At 72.4% G+C, this 17,479-nt stretch carries 15 protein-coding genes; 9 read left to right on the forward strand and 6 right to left on the reverse strand.

Annotated features, from left to right (window positions below; translation table 11 throughout):
* Nucleotides 1-3: 3 nt before the first annotated feature.
* The 3 genes from KIK06_RS08165 to KIK06_RS08175 all read right to left on the reverse strand — a co-directional run bounded on the left by KIK06_RS08165 (nt 4) and on the right by KIK06_RS08175 (nt 1,267).
* The gene (locus KIK06_RS08165; protein ID WP_017598863.1) at nt 4-432 is read right to left on the reverse strand and encodes an organic hydroperoxide resistance protein; all 429 of its coding nucleotides are present in this window, start codon (nt 430-432) and stop codon (nt 4-6) included.
* 59 nt (nt 433-491) lie between these two features.
* A complete protein-coding gene (locus tag KIK06_RS08170) occupies nt 492-980 on the reverse strand; it encodes a MarR family winged helix-turn-helix transcriptional regulator (RefSeq protein ID WP_268642646.1) in 489 nt (162 codons plus the stop codon).
* A 131-nt stretch (nt 981-1,111) separates the two neighbouring features.
* Nucleotides 1,112-1,267, reverse strand: coding sequence for a hypothetical protein (locus KIK06_RS08175; RefSeq protein WP_268642647.1), 156 nt, complete (start codon nt 1,265-1,267; stop codon nt 1,112-1,114).
* A gap of 469 nt (nt 1,268-1,736) precedes the next feature.
* Here KIK06_RS08175 and KIK06_RS08180 point away from each other — a divergent pair, with 469 nt between their 5' ends.
* Nucleotides 1,737-2,267 (forward strand): hypothetical protein, encoded by a 531-nt coding sequence (locus KIK06_RS08180; protein ID WP_268642648.1) that lies wholly within the window; start codon nt 1,737-1,739, stop codon nt 2,265-2,267.
* Between the two features lie 179 nt (nt 2,268-2,446).
* Here the strand turns inward: KIK06_RS08180 and amaB are convergent, their stop codons facing one another.
* Nucleotides 2,447-3,994, reverse strand: a complete 1,548-nt coding sequence (gene amaB / locus KIK06_RS08185) for an L-piperidine-6-carboxylate dehydrogenase (protein WP_268642649.1) — start codon at nt 3,992-3,994, stop codon at nt 2,447-2,449.
* Nucleotides 3,995-4,188: 194 nt separating this feature from the next.
* Between amaB and KIK06_RS08190 the strand changes: the two genes are divergently transcribed.
* Nucleotides 4,189-5,253, forward strand: a complete 1,065-nt coding sequence (locus tag KIK06_RS08190; RefSeq protein WP_268642650.1) for a pyroglutamyl peptidase — start codon at nt 4,189-4,191, stop codon at nt 5,251-5,253.
* 58 nt (nt 5,254-5,311) lie between these two features.
* The gene (locus KIK06_RS08195; protein ID WP_268642651.1) at nt 5,312-6,886 is read left to right on the forward strand and encodes a polysaccharide deacetylase family protein; all 1,575 of its coding nucleotides are present in this window, start codon (nt 5,312-5,314) and stop codon (nt 6,884-6,886) included.
* A gap of 62 nt (nt 6,887-6,948) precedes the next feature.
* On the opposite strand, the gene KIK06_RS08200 is transcribed toward KIK06_RS08195, so the two are convergent.
* Nucleotides 6,949-8,361, reverse strand: coding sequence for an aldehyde dehydrogenase family protein (locus tag KIK06_RS08200; RefSeq protein ID WP_017598870.1), 1,413 nt, complete (start codon nt 8,359-8,361; stop codon nt 6,949-6,951).
* A gap of 61 nt (nt 8,362-8,422) precedes the next feature.
* Between KIK06_RS08200 and KIK06_RS08205 the strand changes: the two genes are divergently transcribed.
* The 6 genes from KIK06_RS08205 to KIK06_RS08230 all read left to right on the forward strand — a co-directional run bounded on the left by KIK06_RS08205 (nt 8,423) and on the right by KIK06_RS08230 (nt 14,551).
* Nucleotides 8,423-9,046, forward strand: a complete 624-nt coding sequence (locus tag KIK06_RS08205; RefSeq protein WP_268642652.1) for a TetR/AcrR family transcriptional regulator — start codon at nt 8,423-8,425, stop codon at nt 9,044-9,046.
* A gap of 3 nt (nt 9,047-9,049) precedes the next feature.
* Nucleotides 9,050-9,874, forward strand: a complete 825-nt coding sequence (locus KIK06_RS08210; RefSeq protein WP_268642653.1) for a barstar family protein — start codon at nt 9,050-9,052, stop codon at nt 9,872-9,874.
* A 194-nt stretch (nt 9,875-10,068) separates the two neighbouring features.
* Nucleotides 10,069-11,547: a hypothetical protein gene (locus tag KIK06_RS08215; RefSeq protein WP_268642654.1), complete on the forward strand. Its 1,479-nt coding sequence runs from the start codon at nt 10,069-10,071 to the stop codon at nt 11,545-11,547.
* Nucleotides 11,544-12,863, forward strand: a complete 1,320-nt coding sequence (locus KIK06_RS08220; protein WP_017598874.1) for a pyridoxal-phosphate dependent enzyme — start codon at nt 11,544-11,546, stop codon at nt 12,861-12,863. The genes KIK06_RS08215 and KIK06_RS08220 overlap by 4 nt, the downstream gene beginning before the upstream one ends.
* On the forward strand, nt 12,856-14,052 hold the full coding sequence (locus KIK06_RS08225) for an aminotransferase class V-fold PLP-dependent enzyme (RefSeq protein ID WP_268642655.1): 1,197 nt from the start codon (nt 12,856-12,858) through the stop codon (nt 14,050-14,052). The genes KIK06_RS08220 and KIK06_RS08225 overlap by 8 nt, the downstream gene beginning before the upstream one ends.
* 49 nt (nt 14,053-14,101) lie before the next feature.
* Nucleotides 14,102-14,551 (forward strand): carboxymuconolactone decarboxylase family protein, encoded by a 450-nt coding sequence (locus KIK06_RS08230; RefSeq protein ID WP_026127653.1) that lies wholly within the window; start codon nt 14,102-14,104, stop codon nt 14,549-14,551.
* Between the two features lie 132 nt (nt 14,552-14,683).
* Here KIK06_RS08230 and KIK06_RS08235 read toward each other — a convergent pair whose 3' ends face one another.
* Nucleotides 14,684-17,359, reverse strand: a complete 2,676-nt coding sequence (locus KIK06_RS08235; protein WP_268642656.1) for a LuxR family transcriptional regulator — start codon at nt 17,357-17,359, stop codon at nt 14,684-14,686.
* Between the last annotated feature and the right edge of the window lie 120 nt (nt 17,360-17,479).

A 17,479-nucleotide genomic window follows, 5' to 3' on the forward strand; every position in this document is an offset into this window, starting at 1 on the left:
GTCTCAGGCCGTCTTCACGGTGAGGTTGACGTCGATGTTGCCGCGCGTGGCGCGGGAGTACGGGCACACCTGGTGGGCGGCCTCGACGAGCTTCTCAGCGGCGGCCTGGTCGGCGCCGGGGATGGTGACGGTCAGGTCGACGACGAGGGCGAAGCCGTCCTCGGCCTTGCCCAGGCTGACCTGGGAGTCGATGACCGAACCCTCAACGTTGGCCTTGGCCTCGCGGGCGACCTTCTTCAGGGCGCCGTGGAAGCAGGCGCCGTAGCCGACGGCGAAGAGCTGCTCGGGGTTGGTGCCGGGGCCGTCGTCGCCGCCCATGCCCTTGGGCACGGACAGGTCGACGCTGAGGCGGCCGTCGTCGGTCTTGCCGGTTCCGGCGCGACCCTCACCGGTGACGGTGGCGTTGGCGGTGTACAGGATGTCGACTGCCATGACTGCCTTTCTGTGCTCCGACGCGGGGTCGGAAGGTGACGGGTTGTCGGTGACGGTGCTCAGTCACGCGGGGTTCGGGATCCGATGGGCGCCCGACCGCTGGCGGCGGCCTCCACCGACCGGGTGATCTGGTCGAGGACCACCTTCAGCTCGCGCACCCGGTCCGCGGGCAGGTCGACGGCGCACAGCAGGCGGTCCGGAATGCCCCGGGCCCGTGCGCGCAGTCGCATGCCCTCCTCGGTCGCCGTGACCTCGACGACGCGTTCGTCGTCGGTCCCGCGCTCCTTGGTCAGGAGCCCGGCGGTCTCGAGTCGGCGCAGCAGTGGGGAGAGCGTGCCCGAGTCCAGGTGCAGTGCCTGGCTCAGCTCCTTGACGGTCAGCGTCCCCCGTTCCCACAGCGCGAGCATGACCAGGTACTGCGGGTAGGTGAGCCCCAGGTCGTCCAGGAGCTCCCGGTACAGCCCGGTCAGGGCTCGGGAGGCCGCGTACAGGGAGAAGCACAACTGGTTGTCCAGCGCGAGGGCGTCGCCCTCGTCGGCGTCGGCCATGGTTCCTCCCCTCACGTGCGTGGCACGTTCATCGATCGGCACCACCGTAACAGAGTTCAGTTGTGCACAACATGGTTTTGCACAACTTTTTTGGCCGAGTGTCGGCCCCCGATTCCCGGGGAGAGCCGTGGTCACGGCGTCCAGGCCTCGGCCTCGGTCAAGGCGGTCGTGACGACGGTGGTGTCGATGGTGACCACGGCCATCTCCCACTCCCGGTCCCCCGCCCGAAAGGAGACGACGCGTACGTCCCCGAGGAGGAACTCCAGGAAGGAGCTGGGTCCTCGCACGTCGAGCACCTCGCGGGGCGAGGGAACGGAGATCGGTTCGGCGTACGGGCGCAATGGTCGCCACCGTCGCCAGGTGAGGCGTTCGGGGGCGGCGAGGTGCATCACCAACAGGCCCTGCCGCAGGAAGCGACCATGCCGCAGATGGGCTACCGCGCGTAGGGGGAGGCCCTGCCGCAGGTCGCTCAGGTCCCGCTCGGCGGTCGCGGGGTCGCCGCCCCTGAGCCCCCGCCACCCGTCCTCGAGGGCGTCCGTGAAGAATCTGGTGCCAGCGGTGTTGCGCGGTTGGGGATCATACGCGGCCTCCGGTCGACGTTCGCGGTTCCGGGGCAGCCTACGGGCCCTGCGGGGAGGCGAGGCGCTGCGCGGGAGTCTCCGACGACAGGCCGACCGCTGTGACCCGGCGGCGCGAAAAGCCGTGGGCGCGGTGCACGCGTGCCTGTTACACAGGAACGCATCGAAGGGAAGAGGCTTGGAGACGGTGTTCCTGTACGAGTGGGTCGATCCGCACTACCACTTCACTCCGATCAACGGAGTCCACGAGGCCGAGGCGTGGCTGCGGATCACCCGCGACGAAGCAGGCTGGTGGGTGGATTCCCTGGGCGGCGTGCGTTCGTCCTTGCTCAACGGCGCACGGGGGGCGGCTGATCTGGCCCGGTGGATGCTGGAACCGCTGCGCGCGGACTGGCCCGTCCACGAGAAGGACTTCCCGGTTGTCGAGCGCGCCCCCGTGGGACCTGTCGACAAGGGCGGGTACCGCTACTTCGAGGATGTGGAGATCTACATCGGCCGTGAGGCCTTGAACGGCCCCGAGTGCCTCTCGGTCCAGGTCATGGGCATCATGGTCAGACCGGACGGGTGGGAGGGAGGATACGACCCCAACACCAGCCCGGAGTGCCCCTCGATCGACCGCCCGGCGCTCGATGCCCAGGCGCGGGGGCTGCTCGCCGCAGCGGAAGGAGAACTCGACGCCGAGCACGTGACTCACCAGGGGCCGCTGTAGGGGCCCGTCGACGACCGGAGCCCGGAACGTCCGCATGATGGGAACCGCGGCGGTGGCGCACGTATCCGGCACTCAACATCACGTGCGCAGGGGCATCCCGAAGGGGACGGCCCACCGCCACGCGCGAGCCCGCCGGGCCACCCCGGCACCCGGCGTGGCGGCGACCCGGCGGTCGACTCCTACAGGAAACGCACCCCCTGGGCCAGCGGCAGCTGCCCGCCGTAGTTGACCGTGTTGGTCGCCCGGCGCATGTACGCCTTCCAGGAGTCGGAGCCGGATTCGCGTCCGCCTCCGGTGTCCTTCTCACCACCGAAGGCTCCGCCGATCTCAGCGCCGGAGGTGCCGATGTTGACGTTGACGATCCCGCAGTCCGAACCCGCCGAGGACAGGAAGCGCTCGGCCTCAGCCTGATCCTGGGTGAAGATCGCCGACGACAGCCCCTGGGGTACGCCGTTGTGCAGCGCCACCGCCTCGTCCAGGGTGCGGTACGTCAGGACGTACAGGATCGGCGCGAAGGTCTCCTCCTGGACGATCTCAGCCTGCCCGGGCATCCGCACCACGGCGGGGTCCACGTAGTAGGCGTCCGCGCCGGCCTCCTCCAGACGGCGGCCTCCGCCGACCAGCACGTCGCCGCCGTCGGCCTTGGCCTGGTCCAGCGCCTTGACCATGCCGGAGTATCCGCGCTCCCCGATCAGCGGACCGACCAGGGTCGACTCCTCGAGCGGATCGCCGATCCGCTCCCGGAGCTGCTTGTAGGCGTCGACGATGCGCTCGGTGACCTCGTCGGCCACGTCCTCGTGCACGATCAGGCGGCGCAGCGTCGTGCACCGCTGCCCGGCCGTCCCGGCGGCGGCGAAGACGCTGCCGCGCACCACCAGGTCCAGGTCGGCCGACGGGGTGACCACGGCCGCGTTGTTGCCGCCCAGCTCCAGCAGGCACCGGCCCATCCGCGCGGCGACCCGGGGGCCGACCGTCCGGCCCATGGCGACCGATCCGGTGGCCGACAGCAGCGCCACCCGCGTGTCGTCCACGAGCGCCTCGCCCACCTCGCGGCCGCCCAGCACCACGGTGTGGACGTCCGAGGGCGCGCCGACGTCGGCGGCGGCGCGCATGAGCAGCCCGTGGCAGGCCAGCGCCGTGAGCGGGGTCAGGTCGGAGGGCTTCCACACCACCGTGTCGCCGCAGACCAGGGCCACGCACGTGTTCCAGGCCCACACGGCGACGGGGAAGTTGAACGCCGTGATCACGCCGACCACGCCCAGGGGGTGCCAGGTCTCCATCAGGCGGTGGCCAGGGCGTTCGGAGGGCATGGTGCGCCCGTACAACTGTCGGGACATGCCCACGGCCAGGTCGCAGATGTCGATCATCTCCTGGACCTCGCCGAGGGCCTCGGAGGTGATCTTGCCAGCCTCGATCGTCACGAGTTCGGCCAGGTCCGCCTTGTGCTCCCGCAGCAGTTCACCCAACCGCTGGACGAGCCTGCCGCGCTCGGGCGCGGGCGTGTCCCGCCAGGTGGCGGTGAAGCACTCGTGGGCGGCCCCGACGGCCCGCTCCGCGGAGGCGGGGGTGTCGAACTCGACGGGGAAGAGGATCTGGCCGGTGATGGGTGTTCTCGCCACTCCGGCCGCGCCGATCGGCTCGCGCAGGCGGTCGACTCCGCACCGTTCCAACGCGGTCCGCGCGCGGTCGGCGAGGACGTCGGTGTCGGGAAGGGCGCCAGTGTGCATGTGTTGCTCTCTCCGTTGAGAGGGACGTGCTGTCGGTTCTCACACTGCCAACTTCGGGGCCGGTGGTCCACCCCCGGTGTCGAGGTTGTGGGCAACGGCGGTGGGTCCCCCACAGCCGCCGGGCCCGGTGACGTTACACTCGACCGGCCCGTTTTGCGCGCATCGCGCCCGCCCCCCGACACAGACAGGGAACCGTGCAGCACGACACCACCCCCGAAGAGGTCCGAGCCGAACTCCCCCAGCCCGGACGGATCCTGGCGCGATCCGGGTTCGCCGCCGCCGAGCCCCTGTTCACCGCCGACCTGGCGGCCAGTACCGACCTCGGCCAGGCCAGGGAGGCGGTCGCCGCGCACGCGTCGCGCCTGTGGACCGAGGCGACGCGCGCGGAGTCCGGGGACACCGACGACCGCCCCCTGTACTGGGCCCGTCTGGTGCTCTCGGCGCGGCTGCGCTCCTGGCGGCCCGGTTTCGCCCTCGGCGACGGTCAGCGCGCGGACCTGCTGCGGCTGTTGGAGTGGGAGTCGCGGGGCTTCTCCGACATCGACTTCCCGCCGGGAGAACGCTGGGCGCGGATCGTGGTGACCGGTTTCGACCCCTTTCACCTGGACGAGGACGTGGAGTGCTCCAACCCCTCCGGGGCCGCCGCGCTCGACCTGCACGGGTGGACCTTCCCGGTGGGCGAGCGCACCGCCGTGGTACGTGCCGCGATCTTCCCCGTACGCTGGTCGGACTTCGACGAGGGTGTGGTGGAGCGGGCCCTGGGCCGCCACCACGCCGACGCCGACGCGGTGGTCACCCTGAGCCGGGGGCGTCCCGACCGGTTCGACCTGGAGGTGTGGAACGGCGTGTGGCGTGGTGGCGGCACCGACAACGAGGGGCGTGCCGCCACGGGCCGCGCCCCGGTGACGGGCCCGCAGGCGCCCGAGTGGACGCGCTCCTCCCTGCCGTTCGAGCGGATCATCGAGCGCGCCGCGGGCCACTACCCGGTGGTGGCCAACAGCGAGGTGGTCGAGGTTCCGGCGGGGTCGAAGGAGGGGGTCCGCAGCCCACAGGGCCCCACGGAGGGATCGGCCGCCCGCGCGGGCGGCGGCGGGGACTACCTGTCCAACGAGATCGCCTACCGCAACACCCTGTTGCGTGACCGTTCGGGCCGGTCGATCCCCGCGGGCCACGTGCACCTGCCCCGGACGACGGCACCGGCCGAGCACACGGAGGTGCTGGCACGGCTCCGGGAGATCGTGGCGGCCATGGTCGACTGATTCGTGACACCCCTGCCAGGCGTGTCGCGTTACGGCTAATCCGGGCGGGATTTTCGATATGGTCCCTGTCGTGGCTGTCACCTCACTGCGACGCAACGTAACCGCCGGTGTGGCCCTGGGACTCCTGCTGGTCCCCGGCTGCCACGCCGCCGAGCACAGGCTGCCCCATGCCGAGGCGATCAGCCTCCCGTTCTCCGACGTGCCGGGGGCGGCCGTCGGCGAGCACGTGGTGGAGACCGACCACAGCGTGGTCGGCTACCGCTACCCGCTCCTGGGCGCGGGCCACCCGCTCACCGAGGAGGTGCGCACCGTCATGGCCGCGCGGCAGACCGCGTTCCTGGAGGAGTTGTCCGGAAGCGGGCGCCCCGAACTGCGGCAGGACGTGTCCCTGCTCGCCGCGTCCCAGGAGGTCGTCGGAACGAGGCTGACCGCCGTGTCCACGGCGGGCATGAGGGAGAGCCGGGAGTCCTCCACGCTGTGGTTCGACGCCGGCAGCGGGGCGGTCCTGCCGTGGACGGCCCTGTTCCGTGACGAGGAGGCCGTCGAACGCGTTCACGTCCTCCTGGCCGACGTGCTGCGGGAGGACTACCACCTGCCCCTCGCCGACCTCCCCGGGGTGGTCGGCGAGGCCGCCCTGCGCGCCACGGAGGAACCCGGGGCCGTGGAGGAGGCCGAGGGGGCCGAGTCCTCGCCCGACACCGCCGGAGCCGCGGGGGCCGGAGCGGCCCGGGACGGCGCGCCGTCCGGAGCGTTCGACGCCGAGCGGGCGCGGGAGGCCGCGGACGCGTGGTCCGGGTCGCCCCTGGAGGACGTCGCGTTCAGCACGGCGGGCGGGCTGACCGTGCGTATGGATCCCACGCAGGTGCCCGGGGCCGGCCAAGTCTCGGACGTGATGCTTCCGGTGGAGCCGCAGCAGGCCGAGGAGCTCCTGTCCGAGTTGGGCTTCCACGCCCGCGAGGCGGCGCTGTCGGGTCCCGACCCGGACGTCTTCCTCGAGGAGGGGCCGTCCGCCGAGGGCGGCACCCTGGACTGCGAGCGGCTCAAGTGCGTGGCGCTGACCTTCGACGACGGCCCCGGTGAGCACACCGACGCGCTCATGGACACCCTCGCCGAGTACGACGCCCAAGCGACCTTCTACGTCCTGGGTTCTCTGGTGGAGGAGTTCCCCGAGGCCCTGGAGCGAATGGCCGCCGAGGGGCACGAGCTGGGCAACCACACGTGGGAGCACGACGACCTGAGCGGCATGTCGGCCAAGGACATCGAGGCGGACATGGCGCGCACCAACGCGGCGGTGCGCGACGTGATCGGTGTGGACCCGCCGTCCATGCGGCCGCCCTACGGCGCGTTGAACGGGACCGTGCGCGAAACGGTCGGCCTGCCGATCATCCTGTGGGATGTGGACACGTTGGACTGGCGCAGCCGGAACACCGACGAGGTCGCCGAGCACGCGATCTCGCACAGCACGTCCGGCAGCGTGGTGCTCTTCCACGACATCCACGAGTCGTCCGTCCGGGCGATCCCGGACGTCCTGGACGAACTGCACCGCCAGGGGTTCCACTTCGTGACGGTCACCGAACTGTTCGAGGCGGGGCTGGAGCCCGGCGACGTGTACACCGACGCCCGGCACGAATGAGGCGCGCGGCCCGGGACGGGCTCCGGGCCGCGCGGTCGTCGGGACCGCGCGGCCGGACCGGGTCAGAGCATGCGGCGCAGGACGCGCTCCTTGAGGTCGGTGATGGGCGCGTAGGCGACCCGCATGGTGTCCAGGAGCAGGGACTTGTCGAGCACCGACTTGGTGTGCGAGAAGGTGTCGATGGAGGCCGCCGCGTGGTAGGCGCCCATGCCGCTCTCACCGACGCCGCCGAAGGGCAGGTCGGGAACGGCCAGGTGGGCGATCGGCAGGCCGAAGGCCAGCGCCCCGGAGGAGGTCTGGGTGGTCAGTCGGCGCTTGGTCTCCTCCGAGTCGGTGAACGCGTACAGGGCCAGGGGCTTGTCGCGCTCGTTGACGAAGGCGATGGCCGCGTCCAGGTCGGGGACCCGCACGACGGGCAGGACGGGGCCGAAGATCTCCTCGGCCATGACCGGGGTGTCGGCGGTGACGCCGCCGAGGACGGTCGGGGCGAGGTAGAGGGCGTCGCGGTCGTGGTCGCCCCCGGCGACGACGGTGCCGGAGCCGAGCAGGGCGGTGAGCCGGTCGAAGTGGCGTTCGTTGATGATCCGGCCGTAGTCGGGGCTGGTGCGGGGGTCGTCGCCGAACATCTCGGTGATGGCGGCGGCCAGCTCGCGCTCCAGTTCGTCGGCGGTGTCGCCGACGGCCAGGACGTAGTCGGGGGCCACACACGTCTGTCCGGCGTTGGTGTACTTGCCCCAGGCCAGGCGGCGGGCGGTGGCGGCCAGGTCGACGCCGGGTTCGACGATGACGGGGCTCTTGCCGCCCAGCTCCAGGGTGACGGGGGTCAGGTGTTTGACGGCCGCGGCCATGACGATGCGGGCGACGGCACCGTTGCCGGTGTAGAAGATGTGGTCGAAGTGCTGTTCGAGCAGGGTGGTGCTCTCGGGGATACCGCCCTCGACGACCGCGATCGCCTCGGCGTCCAGGTAACGGGGCAACAGCTCGGCCAGGACGGCGGAGGTGGCGGGGGCGAGCTCGCTGGGCTTGACCAGGGCGGTGTTCCCGGCCGCGATGGCGCCGACCAGCGGCGCCAGGGACAGGTTCACCGGATAGTTCCACGGCGCGATGATCAAAACGGTGCCCAGGGGTTCGCGGACCCGGCGCGCCCTGGCCGGGGCGAGCGCCATCGGCACGGAGACCCGCTGGGGGCGCAGCCACGACGCCAGGTGTCTGAGGGTGTGGTCGATCTCGTTGACCACGAATCCGATCTCGGTGGTGTGCGCCTCGACCGGGCTCTTGCCCAGGTCGGCCTTGAGTGCCCTCTCCAGGGCGGGGCGCTCCTCGGTGAGCAGGCGGCGCAGGGCGCGCAGCTGGTCGCGGCGCCAGGTGAGGGGTTTGGTGCGACCGTCGGCGAAGGCGGTGCGCAGGCGGTCGACGATCCCGGGGATCGCGGAGGTGTCGGTCAGCGGTTCGCTGGGGGCGTGGATGTCGGTCATGGGCTGATACTAAACGAAACTGTTTCGTTTCCAACAGGTCGGCTCGCATAGGATTCCGGGCATGACCACGGACCATCTGCCCGAAGCGTCCGCCGCCCCCGCACGGGGGCGGCCACGGGACGCCGCCCGGGACCGCGCGCTGATGGACGCCACGCTCACCGAACTCCAGCTGCACGGGTACAGCGGCCTGACCACGGCCGCGGTCGCCAAACGGGCCGGAGTCTCCACGGCCACGCTGTACCGGCGCTGGCGGTCGAAGGAACACCTGGTGGTGGGGGCCGCCCAGGCCTGGGCCGAGGACCTGGGGCCCGACCTGGACACGGGAAGCCTGGAATCGGACCTGAGCCGGGTGCTGCACGACAAGGCCCGGGCGCTCGACGGCCCCTCGGGGCGGCTGCTGCGGGCGGTCGTGGGCGAGGCCGCGCACAACCGGGCGCTGGCGGACGTGCTGTTCGACGCGTTCGTGATGCCGCTGCAGAACCGGGTGGCGGCGCTGTTGGAACGGGCCGCCGAACGCGGAGAGATCGCGCCCGTGGCGGACCCGGTGGTGGTCGGCGAGATGGTGATCGGCCCGATGGTCACGCACACGTTCCTCATCCCGCACGTGCCCGGGGCCGACCCGGGCGCGGACATGGCCGACCGACTGCTGCCGTACCTGATGCGCGCCCTGGGCGCGCAGGAGTAGCCGGTGGTCGACCGGGCGTGGGCCACCTGGGACCGGCCGTTCCCGGTGGGGTACGCGCTGACGCGCCGTTCCTGGAAGGGACCGCCACAGCTGTGGGGGCGGTGCGCGGACGCCGAGGACCTGTTCGTCGCCCCCGGGGACGCGGCGGGGAGTCCGTTCCGGCTCATCGGCTGCGAACCCGCCGCACCGCTGGCCGACGTCCTGCGCCGTGCGGACGATCGCGCCCCGGTCGGAGTGGACCTGTGCCCCCTGGACGCGAACGGGCGGGAGATGCAACGGTTCCCGGTCACCCTGGACACGGCGGGCGCCCGGCCGTCGGCGACGGGCGGCGCGCTCCTCGACATCCCCGTCGTCGCAGGGGACGGCGAGCGTCCCCCAGTGACCGCGCGGCCGGTGTGGGACCTGTGGCGCGAGGGCGTCCCGACTTCCCCCAACCAGTGGACCGCCTTCTCCACCGAGGGCAGGAACGCCTGGCTCCGACTGGCGCTCCACCTGTACTTCACCCGCGCCGACGCCCCGCTCCCGCGCTCGGGGGGCGAATACCACCTCGACGGCCGCTCCGTCACCGACGTCCCCGGACTGCACTGCGCCCTGGGCGAGGCGCTCAACGGCCCCGGCGGCTACTACGGATGGGGCATGGACGCGATGTGCGACTGCCTGTCCGGCGGGTTCGCCGTCGAGCCCCCCTTCCGGCTCGTGTGGCACGACGCCCGCGCCTCACGGCGCGCACTGGCCGACGTCCGCCTCGACCCCGAGGGGCGGCTCGGCTACTTCGACGACGCCTTTCGCGCACTGCGGCATTTCGGCGTCACCGTCGAGCTGCGTTGAGCCCGCACACCCCACTCTTCCGTGTGACCCTGATCATAGTTTGCGAGGGTCGCAGTACCGCCTTCCTCGGCAGACCTCTCCCCCGCCACCTCACTCCCGGTGAAGCGACGGTCATGCGGGGGTAAGGCACACGGCAACTGGAAAGGAGTCGGGAGGACCGTCGAGAGTGTTCCGCTCTGGGGAGGAAGAGCCGGGTGGACGAGCCCCCCCTGTACCTGCGACCGCGGCTGGAACCGCCGCTGGCGCCCCTCCTGGACTCGTCCGACCTCCTCCACACCCTGGCCGACGCGCTCGGCTCCCCCCTCGACGTGCTGTTACCCGACCGGATCGCGGCCAACGCCGAACGCTTCGCCGACGTCCGCCGGACCCACCGACTGGACGGCCGCGAGTTCTTCGCGCACAAGGCCAACCGCTCCAGCGCCCTGGTCCGACGGCTGGCGGCGACCCGCGCCGGGATCGACGTGGCCTCCCTCGGCGAACTACGGCACGCGCTCGGCGCGGGGTTCACCGGCGACCGGATCGTGGCCTCCGGCCCCAAGGACACCGCGTTCCTGTGGTTGGCCGCGCTGGTGGGCGCCGCCGTCCACGTCGACGGCCCCGCCGAGCTGGACACCCTGGCCGCACTCGTGCGCGAGCACCGGCTGTCCCCGGTGCGCGTCCTGGTCCGGCTGTCCGGATTCACCGCGCCGGGGGTGGCGATCCGGTCGCGCGAGAGCCGCTTCGGCGTCCCCGCCGCCGCCCTGGACGGCCTGTTGGACGACCTGGAGCGGCACCGCGACGCGATCGACCCCATCGGCACCGCCTACCATCTGGACACCGTCAGCCTCGACGAGAAGGCCGTCGCCCTCGAAGGCTGTCTGCACGCGATGAACGCCCTGCGCGCCCGGGGCTTCCAGCCCAGGATCGTCGACGTCGGCGGCGGGTTCGGCGTGGGTTACGTCGACGACCGGGACGAGTGGGACCGCTACACCACCGAACTGACCCGCGCCGTCCTGGGCGAGCGGCCCGCGCTGACCTGGGGCGGGCACGGCTACGGCCTGCGCGCCGAGGGCGGCACCGTGCGCGGTTCGCTGGGCCTGTACCCGGCGCACCGGCCCGACGCGGGCCCCGCCTACCTGGACGCCCTGCTGTCGCGGACCGCGCCGACCCTGGGCCGCACGCTGGGCGGCCTGCTGCTGGAGAACCTCTACGACCTGTACGTCGAACCGGGCCGCGCCCTGCTCGACCAGTGCGGGCTGACCCTGGCGCGCGTGTTGGAGACCCGCACCACGAAGGCGGGGGAGCCGATGCTGCGGCTCGCCGCCAAGGCCACCGACATCGGGCTGGAGGACCACGGCGTGCTCGTCGATCCACTGCTGTTGGACGGGGAGGGCACCGGACCCGCCGATCCCTCCGGAGCCAAGGAACCCGTCGGCGTCTTCCTCACCGGCAGCCTGTGCCTGGAGAGCGACCTGATCACCCGGCGCAAGGTCTTCCTGCCCCGCCCTCCCAGGCCGGGCGACCTCCTGGCCTTCGCCAACACCGCGGGCTACTGCATGGACTTCGCCGCCACGCACGCCCAACGCCAGCCCCCCGCACGCAAGGTCGCGGTCGGCGGGGCGCCGGGGCGCTGGCGGTGGACGCTCGACGAGGAATACTGGCCGGTCCCGCGTTCGGAAGGAAGGTCGGCGTGAGGTATGACAACATCACCGACGCCATCGGCGACACCCCGCTCGTGCGCATCGACCCCGCCGTGCACGGCCTGCGCAACATCGATCTGTACGCGAAGCTGGAGATGCTCAACCCGTTCGGGTCGGTCAAGGACCGGGCGGCGTGGAACATGGCACGCCCGGATCTGGCCCGGGCCCAGCGATCCGGTGCCACGGTCGTGGAGCTGTCCAGCGGCAACACCGCCAAGGCGCTGGCCGCCATCGCGGGCATGCACGGTCTTCCGTTCCGCAGCGTGACCAACCGGATGCGGGTGCCGGAGATCAAGGACCTGCTCCTGCTGCTGGGCGCGAGGATCGAGGAGTTGCCCGGGCGCACCGAGTGCCTGGACCCGACGCTGACCGACGACCCGCTCACCCTCATCCACCAGGAGCTGTCCGCTCCCGACAGCGCCCACCTGCACACCGACCAGTACTTCAATCCGCGCAACGCCGACGCGCACGCGGCGGGGACGGGGCCGGAGATCGTCGCCGACCTGGACGGGCGCGCCCCGGAGTACTTCGTGGCGTGCGTGGGCACCGCGGGCTCCTCCACCGGTGTGGCGCGGGTGCTGCGCGACCACGACCCGGGAACGCGTGTGATCGGGCTGGTCGGGTCCAAGTCCGACTTCATCCCGGGCATCCGCACCATCGACGAGGTGCACGAGGTGGGACTGTTCGACCCGCAGGTGTACGACACGATCGAGGACGTCAGCGCCGAGGACGCGGTCGAGGGGATGCTGACGCTGGTGCGCCGGTGCGGGATCCTGTCCGGCCCGACCGGCGGCGCGGCCTACTTCGGGGCCGTGCGCCACCTGCGCGGGGTCGACCCGACGCTGACCGGGCGGGCGAGCGCCGTGTTCATCGTGTGCGACCGATGCGAGAGCTACCTCAGCTACGTGCGGCGGCTGCGCCCGGACCTGTTCCACCGGCCACCCGAAACCAACTCGGTGGCGAGCCTGACCGAGGAGGAGGTGCGCGCCGCCCCGGCGCTGGACGTGGCGAAGGCGCGCGCCTGGATCGCGGAGGAGCGGCCGTTGGTGGTGGATCTGCGCAGTCCGTTCGCCTACGCGGCGCTGCACGTCGAGGGGTCGGTCAACATCGTGGACGAGCTCTTCGACGAGATGCTGCGCGCGGGGCTGCCGTTCAGCACACGCCAGCCCGTCCTGCTGGCGTGCCCGGTGGGCGAGCAGTCGGCGCGCTACGCCGCCCTGCTGACGCGGATGGGCCACACCGACGTGCACAGCCTGGCCGGGGGCATCATCGCCTGGCGCGACGCGGGCGCGCCGTTGGTGCGTGATTGAGGTGGAGCGGTCGTGGGAGGACCTCACGGACTGGCAGCGGTCCCTGCGTGAGCAGTTCCCGATCATCACCGCCCACCCGGACCTGGCCTACCTGGACAGCGCGGCCACGTCGCAGAAGCCGCGCGCGGTGCTGGAGGCGGTGCGGGAGTACCTGGTGGGCGGCAACGCCAACGCGGGGCGCGGCACCTACCCCTGGGCCAACGCGACGACGGCGATGGTGGAGCGCGCCCGCGAGCGGGTCAAGGCGTTCCTCGGCGATCCGGAACCCGGGCGGTCATCCGTGCACTTCGTCAGCGGAACGACCGAGGGGCTGCGCAGGATCGCCCTGGACTGGCTGACGGAGCTCCTCGATGACGGAGACGAGATCGTCGCGCCGTTCGCCGACCACCAGGCCAACCTGTCGCCGTGGCTGGAGGCGCGCGACGCGCTGGCCCGGCGCGGGGTCGGGGTGCGGGTGGTGGAGATGCCGAGGCAGGCCGGGTCCGGTGACTACGACACCGAAGCGCTGGCCGGGGTGGTCGGGCCCCGGACGCGGTTCGTGGCGCTCACTCACGTGCACCACGTCTACGGGAGCGACATGAACGTCCACCGGGTGCGCGAGGCGGTCGGCCCGGACGCGGTGGTCTGCCTGGACGCGGCGCAGAGCGTGGGCCACCTGCCGGTGTCGGTGGCCGAGCTGGACGTGGACTTCGTGGTCTTCTCCGGGCACAAGGCGCTGGCCCTGCCCGGAACGGGAGCGGTGTGGGCGCGGCGGGCACGGGGGCCGCGGTTCTCCCCCAGCGGGTGGGACGGCACACCGAACACGGTGGGGATCGCCAGCCTGGCGACGGCGCTGGACTGGTTGGACGCGGCCGGGCTGGAGCGGATCGACCGCTGGTGCGCGGGGCTGGCGGCCCGGCTGACCGAGGGGTTGCTCGAACTGGCCGCCTTCGAGGTGCTGGGGTGCCAGCTGAGTCTGGCCGGCGACTCCCCCGTGCAGCGACGCGCGTCGATCGTCGCGTTCCGGCACGAGCGGATCGACTCGGGCGATCTGGGGTTCGTCCTGTACAGCCACGGGTTCATGGTGCGCTCGGACAGCCACTGCCAGGCGGGGGCGGAGCCGGGGGACGGGTCGGTGCGGGTGAGCCTGCACGTGTACAACACCGTCGAAGAGGTCGACGGGCTGTTGGCGGTCCTTCGGGAACTGTGAACATGGAAACCACTCCCAGAAAACTACCCAACGCGCTACTCTCTCCACCATGAGTGACGTTGCTTACGAGCCCCGCATGGAGCCCCGCCAGGTGGCTCCCCAGCTGAACACCGCCCTGGCCGCCCTGCACGACAAGGCGGTGGGATTCCTCGACCCCCTGTTGACCGAACTCGTCCTGGTACGGGCCGCCCAGCTGAACGGCAACGCCCACGGCGTGGACGTGCACACGGCGGCCGCCGCCGGGAAGGGCGAGAGCGACCGCCGCCTGCACGCGATCACCGTGTGGCGGCAGACCGACCTGTTCACGCCCAAGGAGCGGGCGGCTCTGGAGCTGACCGAGGCGATGACGGTCACCGGCCGTGGACCCGTGCCCGACGCGGTGTGGGAGGAGGCCAGGGCGCGGTTCAGTGAGGGCGAGCTGGCGCACCTGCTGTTCTCGATCGCCTCGGCCAACGCGGTGAACCAGGTGGACGTGGCGGTCGGTCGTCGGCCCGAGTGATTTGGGGCGTGTGCGTCGGGGACGCGGCCGGGGTCTTCGCCGGGCGCGTCCCCGTTCGCATCATGTGGTGCTGGTGCGGCGAACCGAACGGCCACCTTTACAACGTAGATTCATTGTCGGCCGGGGTTCGTGTCAGCCGAGGTCGGGCATGTCCCTGAGCTGCCTGCGCGACGTGATACCGAGCTTGCGGAAGATGTTGCGCAGATGGGCGTCCACCGTACGCGGGCTGATGAACAGGCGCGTGGCCACCTCTTTGGACGTCGCGCCCGCCGCGACCTGGCGAGCGATGTGCATCTCCTGCATGGTCAGGCTGTCGTAGGTGTGCTCGGAGCGGCTGCGGGCCACCTCCCCCGTCGCACGCAGCTCGTTCGCGGCCCGTCGGGCGAACGCCTCCATCCCGATCCGTGACAGTCGTCCGTGCGCGGTACGCAGGTGTTCACGCGCGTCACGACGGCGGCCCGCACGGCGCAGCCACTCCCCGTAGCGCAGGTGCGCCCGCGCGAGTTCCGGTGCCAGCGGGCTGCCCGCCAGGTGCTCGATCGCCTCCCGGTGGTCGTCCTCACCACCGCCCACCAGTGCCCGCGCGCCCGCCGCGACGCCGAGGGCGTAGGGGGTTCCCGCGGGCTCCGTGCGCTCGACCAGTGACTCCAGCGCCGACTCCGCGACGGCGTCCTCTCCGCATCGGACCGCGGCCTCCACCAATTCGGGCAGCGCGACGCTCGCGTGGTAGAGGCCGCCCTCCGCCACGGCGCGCCCGGCCGCGGCCAACGCGGCCGGGTACTCGGCCAGGCCGTTGTACAGCACGGCCTCGGGTCCGGGAGTGCTCGCGGCCAGCTGCCCCTTGCCCCGTCTCCCCGCCTCGGCGAACAGGTCGAGCGCCTCCTGGCGGCGGCCGCGCATCGCCGCCAGGCGCACTCTCGGATACATCTGCGGCACGTCTCCGAGGGCGTCGGCGATCGCCTCCTCCTCGGCGATCGCCGCCATCGCCCGCCCGAAGTCACCGGTGAGCACCGCGGACACCGCCATCTGGGACAGGCCGAGCCGGGTGATGATCGGTGACCCCGTGTCCCGACCGGTGCGCACCAGCCACCCGACGACCGCCGCGTGCAGGTCCATGTCCCACAGCTCGCCCGCGATCATCGTGGCCAGCGCCGGAGCCCGGGTCCATCCGGCGTCGTCGCCGGTGAGCACCCTCCGCAGCGCCGGAACACCGGCGCGGTGACCCTCGCCGTCCCACAGCACCAGCGCGTCGAGGAGATCCGGTCCCGGTCCCGGCGGAGCCGAACGGACCGCGTCGAGCACCCGTTCCATCACCCCGGCGGCCCTGCTCACGACGAGCCCCGTCTCCAGCGCCGCCATGAGGCACTCGCGTGACCGTTCCGGATCGACGGCGGCGAGCCGCCGCGCCGCCCGCAGGATGAGCTCCGGTCCGCCGACTGCCCCGTCCGTGCCTCCGACGAGGGCGATCCGCCCGCGCAACAGGTCGACGGACGCGTGCTGGAGATCATCCAGCGGCTCGGTGTCGACACTGGCCAGCAGGTCCGCCGCCGCGCCCGCCCCGCCCGTCTCAAGCGTGGCCCGCGCGGCCGCGAGCGTGCGCTCGGTCCGCCGCCCCGGGTCGAGTGACAGCGCCGCCGCCCGTTCGAGGAACGCGGCGGCGGCCGCCACGCCTCCGCGCGCCTGCGCGCGCGACGCCGACGACTCCAGTTCCGCCGCGACGTCGTCGTCCGGTCCGGTGGCGGCCTGGGCGCGGTGCCAGGCCCGCCGGTCCGGTGCCGCGTCCGGGTCGGTGGCCTCGGCCAGTGCCCGGTGCGCCGCTCGGCGCCGCTCCGGCTCGGCCGCGCGGTAGGCGGCCGAGCGCGCCAGTGGGTGGCAGAACCGCGCACGCGTGTCGAAGCGCACCAGCCCGGACGCCTCGGCGGCGGCGATCGCGGCGGGCACGTCGAGATCCGACCCGCGGGCCGCATTCCAGAGCAGGGCCGGGTCACCGGTGGGATCGGCGCTCGCGAGGATCAGCAGCAGCCGCGCGTGCCGGGGCAGTCCCGCCATCCTGGCCTGGAAGCTCCGCTCGATCCGACCCGCGACCGGCGACGGTGACGGCGGCGCGAAACCACCGGCCTTCGGTAGCTCGATCAGGGCCAGCGGGTTTCCGCGCGCCTCGGCGAGGACGCGGTCGCGCACCCGCTCGTCGAGCGTCACGGCCCTCTCCTGCGCCAGCAACGCGCGTGCGTGCACGTCCCTCAGGCCGCCGACCCTCAGCCCGGGCAGCTCGTCCAGCTCATGGGCGGCGCCAAAGTCACGGGCAGCGAACACCAGCGCGATCGGCTCCGCCGCGACGCGCCTCGCCAGGAACGTCAACGCCCTCGTCGAGGCGGCGTCCATCCAGTGCGCGTCATCGACGACGCACAGCAGGGGCCGTTCGGCCGCAGCCGCCGCCAACAGCTCGAGCGCGGCGAGGCCGACGCGGAACGGGTCCGGTTCGCCGTCGGCCAAACCGAACGCGACCAGGAGGGAGTCACGGTAGGGGGCCGACAGCTCGTCGAGGTGGGCCAACACCGACACGCACAGTTGGTGCAGTGCCGCGAACGGCAGCTCGCCCTCGAACTCCGCCCCGGACGCCCGGATGACCCGGAACCGCTCCGGCGCCGTGTGTTCGAGGTGCTCCAGCAGCGCGCTCTTGCCGATGCCCGGCTCGCCGCGGAGGACGAGCGCGCCGCCCTCGCCCCGTTCCACGGCGCCGACGAGGGTGCGCAGGCGATCGATCTCGTCACGTCGGCCGACGAGCGGGCGGGGGGACGTCGTGGGCATGGCGCCAACCCTATGCGGGACGCCGTCCGCCGCCGAAGTAGGTGATCGTCACCGACGCGAACGGGGGCGGGTCCGCGCGATCGTCGTGGGGTGAGGGCATCGGCGCGGCGTGAGCACGCG

Source organism: Nocardiopsis sp. EMB25, assembly GCF_026797795.1.
In the GTDB taxonomy this organism is placed as follows: Bacteria; Actinomycetota; Actinomycetes; order Streptosporangiales; family Streptosporangiaceae; genus Nocardiopsis; species Nocardiopsis lucentensis.